The organism is Candidatus Accumulibacter sp. ACC012 (assembly GCF_907163155.1).
Taxonomy (GTDB): domain Bacteria; phylum Pseudomonadota; class Gammaproteobacteria; order Burkholderiales; family Rhodocyclaceae; genus Accumulibacter; species Accumulibacter delftensis.
Genome location: NZ_CAJQUC010000017.1, coordinates 16637 through 21130 on the forward strand (window position 1 = coordinate 16637; position 4494 = coordinate 21130).

Genomic DNA, 4494 nt, shown 5'->3' on the forward strand with positions numbered 1-4494 from the left:
GAGGTCGCGCAAAGCTTTGGCGGCTCGACCCCGAACTTTAACGTGACCCGCTGAACCGACTCGTACCCCGGATTGCTGCCATCGAGCGCACACATTAAAAGGGCCGTTGGCGACCTGTCGCCTTCAGGCAACTTCGGTTCTGGCACCCACCGCCTCCCGCTTTCAAGTTTATTGCGAAAGGAGACGGTATGGAACTGGTTCCGATCCACAAGCGGGTCATTGGACTCGACATTCATCAAGCCCAGATCACGGCGTGCGCGATCATCGAGGAATCGGGCGGCGAGACACGCATCGAACAACGGCAATTTGGTGCCTTCAAACGCGATCGACGGGCGCTGGCGGCCTGGGCGACGGTGGTCAATGCCCGCCACGTCAAGCAGGTGCCCGGGCGCAAGACCGATGTCGGTGATGCCCAGTGGCTGGCCACCCTGGCGAGAGCCGGTTTGCTCCGCGGGCCTTTCGTGCCACCGGCCAAACTGCGCGAACTGCGTCTGATCGCCCGGCAGCGGCAAAAGCTCGTTGGCCTGCTCTCGTCCGAGAAGAACCGCCTGCACAAAGTGCTGACCGATGCCGGCATCCGCCTGGGCGTGGTCGTCAGCGACATCCATGGGCAGTCGGCACGGGCGATGATCAAGGGCATCCTCGCCGGCCAGCCTCCCGAAGAGGTGCTCAAACTCGCCAGCCGACGTCTCAAGGCCAGTCGTGAGGAGTTGCACGATGCCCTGCAGGGCGAATTGACCGCGAGTCATGTGTTCGTTCTCGACGAACTGTTGCAGCATATCGAGGGGCTTGAAGCGGCCATTGCCCGCTTCGACGCTCGACTGCTTGGCGAGCTGGCAAGTGAGATGAATGCGCTGGCGCTGCTGCAAACGCTACCGGGCGTCGACGCGATCGGCGCCGCCATGCTGCTGGTCGAAATAGGCAGCGACATGAGTGCCTTTGGCTCCCCGGATCGCCTCGCTTCCTGGGTCGGCGTTTGCCCGGGCAACAACGAATCCGCCGGAAAACGAAAGTCGGGCGCGTGCGCAAGGGCAATCTCTACGTCCGCCGACTTCTCTGTGAGTTCGCTCACGCCGCCAGTCGGACCAAATCAGCGTTCCAGTCCAAGTTCCAGTCGCTGATCGTTCGCCGTGGTTACAAACGGGCCATCGTCGCGCTGGCTCACAAAATGTTGCGCACCATCTTCCTTCATGCTCAAGCGTGGCGAACACTACCGGGATTCCGCCACCAACTATGAGCAGCTTTCCGTACAGCGCAACGCTTCTCGCTGGATCAAGGCTCTGACTCGCTTCGGCTTCATCGCCGCAGCCGCTTGATTCACGACAACCCTTTTGCATGACCCCAGGCGATCAGGGGTTCCTGCGTCTTCCAACGAGCTTCTTTCGCATTAACAAATAGGGAAGAGCTGCCAGATTTTGAAACGGAACACCGTTTGATCCGGTGCCTGCAGAGGAAGCGCATCGGCACCTGGGAAACTGCAGACCTGCGACGTGCCAATCACATCGCTCGCGCGGCGGGCGTGGCGCCACCCTGGCCCGAGCCGCCGGACGACGACAGCAACTACCGGGCTGAAATCATCGAGGATGGCAACCGGCATTTCTATCGGGTTGGGGACACCAAGGTCGAAATCAGCGAACTCGAGTACGAGCGCGTGCTCAGCAACCCGACTCTGTACTACTTCTCGCGCGCCTTGAAATTGCACTACAGGCTCACGCGGGCCAGGGACGGCATTGTCGAATCGCTCCCGACCTAGTGTGGTGTTGCGTTCTTGATGAGACTTTCGGCAAGCATCTCCCACCCGCCGTCATTGCGAGGAGGCGAAGCCGACGCGGCAATCCAGAGGTTTGGCTTTTCGCATTGTCACGATGTCAATGCGACGGGAAATAGTGAGACGATGGAACTGGAATGCCACGTCGGCTGCGCCTCCTCGCAATGACGTGCGGGCTGCTTGTAACAGGGGAGCCGGAAGCCAGCCCGCCCATCTGCAACGGTCGCTCGCTCTCCTTCAAGCTCGATGTTTTCGAGAGGAGGACGAGATGGACAAGGACACAGAGCGGAAAACGTCTCGTCTCACGCCACTCCATATTTCTCGCTTTTCTATCAGCCGCTTCTGTTTCTTGTTGAGCATTGAGCGGGAACGACACGCCACCGCCAAACTCAGGCGCTGGCGAGCTGCAACACGAAAGTCTTGATTCCCCGCAACATCATTTCGATCGACACCGCAACCAGAACCAGCCCCATCAAACGTTCCAGGGCCACCACGAAGCGCTCGCCGGCGATGCGCTGGATGCGTTCGGCGAGCACCAGCACGACGGCGGAAACGGCCATCGTGATCACCAAGGCGCCGATCCATTCCAGGCGCCGCTCCGGCGCCTGCGAAACCAGCAGCAGCACGGTGGCCAAAGCCGATGGCCCGGCGATGGACGGAACGGCCAGCGGCACGATCAGCGGCTCACCCAGCATTTCGGGCCCGTCGCTAACGCCCGGTTGCGGGAAAATCATGCGCAGCGCGATCAGAAAGAGGATCACGCCGCCACCGATTTGCAGTGACAGCTCGCTGAGGTTCATCAGCCGCAAGAAGCTGTCGCCGACGAACATGAAAGTCAGCAACAGGACAAAGGCAATCAGCACCTCGCGCAAAATCACCCACGCGCGGCGCTCGGGCGGCACCGAGCGCAGGGCATTGGCGAAAATCGGAATATTGCCGACCGGATCCGTGATCAGGATCAGCAGGATGGTCGCCGAGGCGAAAGTGTAGTTCATCGATGGATGCGCAGTTTGTCAGCGGTGGATCGCAAAGCGTCAGGCCTCGGACAGAAGCGGTCGCCAGCGACTGGAAGCGCAAGCGCAAAGTAGCAGGCATTGCCCTGCTCCGGCTAGAGCCCGGCCCAATTTCTGGCGCGAAGCGGCTGCCGCTGGTCCCGCCGCCTCAAGAAAGCACGGAAAGCGCCCGAACTGTCCTCGCCGCCGCTCGTCCCCCCGCCGCACGGGCCAGGACCCCATAGTCCATATCGCTGTGAAAGATGTGGCCAACGGTCGCGCTGAGGATGTAATTCATGAGCAGAAATCCCGGTTCGACGTTGTCGTTTTCCGGGTCCATCTGCTCCACCCGAGCGCGGATGAGCTGCATCTCGTCGAGCATCACCTGATGCTCGACGCGGTGCTCGGCGAGGTCTTCGTAGTCCAATCCCGCCAGCACCCCTTCCTCGTAGAGGAAATGCTCCTCGAGCGACTGATGAAGCTCGGCCGTCATCCGCTTCAACTGCTCGACATCGCCGTGCTTGCGCCAGACATCCGAGCTTTTCACCGCCAGGGCGAAGATGGCCTCGTGCTGGGCGTCGATTTGCGGCTGGCCAATATTTAGACGACCATCCCAGGCGATCAACTGCTTGAGCGAAAAATTCGTCAAGCCGTGAACCCCTGACATGCGACCGTCGAACATGGCGCGTGACTTCAAAGCCATGATGCTTCTCCTAAAGAATTCAGTGCTCTACCTCCTTGGTTTCGAGCCTGGCCAGGCAGATCGCTCGCGCAATTCCGGGCCCCGGTTGTAGCGAGAATTCGCCGCGCCTCCTTCGTCTTCATCGGCAAGGCTAGGCAGCCATGCCTTTCAGCGCAAGCGCCTGGCTGACTGCCTGTGGTAGCCGCCGCTGCGTCGAAGCAGGTTTTTTTTCCCATCCTATACGACCCACCCACCACAAAACGATTCAAAAGTCTCACTTCTGCCCTTGCCGGAGTGACGATTTCCTGGCGACCACCAGGCGCACCGAGGGCGCCGGCAAGCAAGGAAGCAGGCGGCCGGACACGCGCCGGAGCCGAGCAGGCGCTGCCAACGCCAAGCCTTGCGACTGGCGCCGTATCGAGAACCGGCAGAGCAGCGGGATAAGCGGCCGGCCTGCTCAGCGCGTGCCGCGATCGAGCGCGCGTTGATAAAGATCGACGATCATGGCGGCAAGATGTTCCGGCGAGGCGCGCCCGCCCTGCCCTTGCAGGACGGCCTTGACAACGCCTTCGAGCACGGCTGCGTCAAGCACCGGAGCCTCTGCCGCGGCAGCACTGCCCGAGTTCACCGTATAGGCGGCCCTGTCTTGCGCGATGCCACGCGCGCCGCGCCCGGTCGCCAGCCAGTCGACGCTGACGCCAGCCACGGCGGCAATGGCCAGAGCCCTGTCCAGCGGTGGCATGCGGCCATCTCTGAGATAAGTTCTCAGCACCGACTCGGCCATGCCGCAGCGGCGCGCAAACGACGACACCGACTCGTCGCCGATGATCGCTTTCAAGCGCGCTGCGAGCGCGTCGGCGTCGATGTCGGCAAACGGTCGCGGATCGAGGGCCCGCTCTGCTGTCGTCGGGTTCGGCTTGGAGCCAGGATTGGCGGCAGATCCAGTCATTAACAACCTGTAAAAAAAACAAGACGAGGAAAATCTCGCAAGAAACTGTTGACAAGTCGCAACATCTTGCTGACAATTGGGCTCAGCATCATAGCAGAAAAGC

General features: G+C 61.3%; 6 protein-coding genes. 3 read left to right on the forward strand and 3 right to left on the reverse strand.

The annotated features are described in order from the left end of the window. Positions 1-188 precede the first annotated feature (188 nt). The 3 genes from QZ648_RS16770 (at position 189) to QZ648_RS16780 (ending at position 1753) form a co-directional block, all read left to right on the forward strand. Positions 189-1121, forward strand: a complete 933-nt coding sequence (locus tag QZ648_RS16770) for an IS110 family transposase (RefSeq protein ID WP_291997731.1) — start codon at positions 189-191, stop codon at positions 1119-1121. 69 nt (positions 1122-1190) lie between these two features. Beyond that, positions 1191-1316 carry a hypothetical protein gene (locus QZ648_RS16775; RefSeq protein WP_291997732.1) on the forward strand — a complete coding sequence of 42 codons (126 nt, stop codon included), beginning with the start codon at positions 1191-1193 and terminating at the stop codon, positions 1314-1316. A gap of 116 nt (positions 1317-1432) precedes the next feature. Further along, entirely contained in the window at positions 1433-1753 is a 321-nt protein-coding gene (locus tag QZ648_RS16780) for a hypothetical protein (protein ID WP_169066855.1), read from the forward strand. Between the two features lie 404 nt (positions 1754-2157). On the opposite strand, the gene QZ648_RS16785 is transcribed toward QZ648_RS16780, so the two are convergent. The 3 genes from QZ648_RS16785 to QZ648_RS16795 all read right to left on the reverse strand — a co-directional run bounded on the left by QZ648_RS16785 (position 2158) and on the right by QZ648_RS16795 (position 4391). Then, a complete protein-coding gene (locus tag QZ648_RS16785; RefSeq protein ID WP_169066854.1) occupies positions 2158-2763 on the reverse strand; it encodes a MarC family protein in 606 nt (201 codons plus the stop codon). A 166-nt stretch (positions 2764-2929) separates the two neighbouring features. Next, positions 2930-3463, reverse strand: coding sequence for a hemerythrin domain-containing protein (locus tag QZ648_RS16790; RefSeq protein WP_169066853.1), 534 nt, complete (start codon positions 3461-3463; stop codon positions 2930-2932). A gap of 436 nt (positions 3464-3899) precedes the next feature. Then, the gene (locus QZ648_RS16795) at positions 3900-4391 is read right to left on the reverse strand and encodes a helix-turn-helix domain-containing protein (RefSeq protein WP_169066852.1); all 492 of its coding nucleotides are present in this window, start codon (positions 4389-4391) and stop codon (positions 3900-3902) included. Between the last annotated feature and the right edge of the window lie 103 nt (positions 4392-4494).

Excerpts from the sequence above, each read along its gene's own strand:
- QZ648_RS16770 (WP_291997731.1), top strand. The coding sequence starts at position 189 with ATGGAACTGGTTCCGATCCACAAGCGGGTCATTGGACTCGACATTCAT.
- QZ648_RS16795 (WP_169066852.1), bottom strand. The coding sequence starts at position 4,391 with ATGACTGGATCTGCCGCCAATCCTGGCTCCAAGCCGAACCCGACGACA.
- QZ648_RS16785 (WP_169066854.1), bottom strand. The coding sequence starts at position 2,763 with ATGAACTACACTTTCGCCTCGGCGACCATCCTGCTGATCCTGATCACG.
- QZ648_RS16775 (WP_291997732.1), top strand. The coding sequence starts at position 1,191 with ATGCTCAAGCGTGGCGAACACTACCGGGATTCCGCCACCAACTATGAG.
- QZ648_RS16790 (WP_169066853.1), bottom strand. The coding sequence starts at position 3,463 with ATGGCTTTGAAGTCACGCGCCATGTTCGACGGTCGCATGTCAGGGGTT.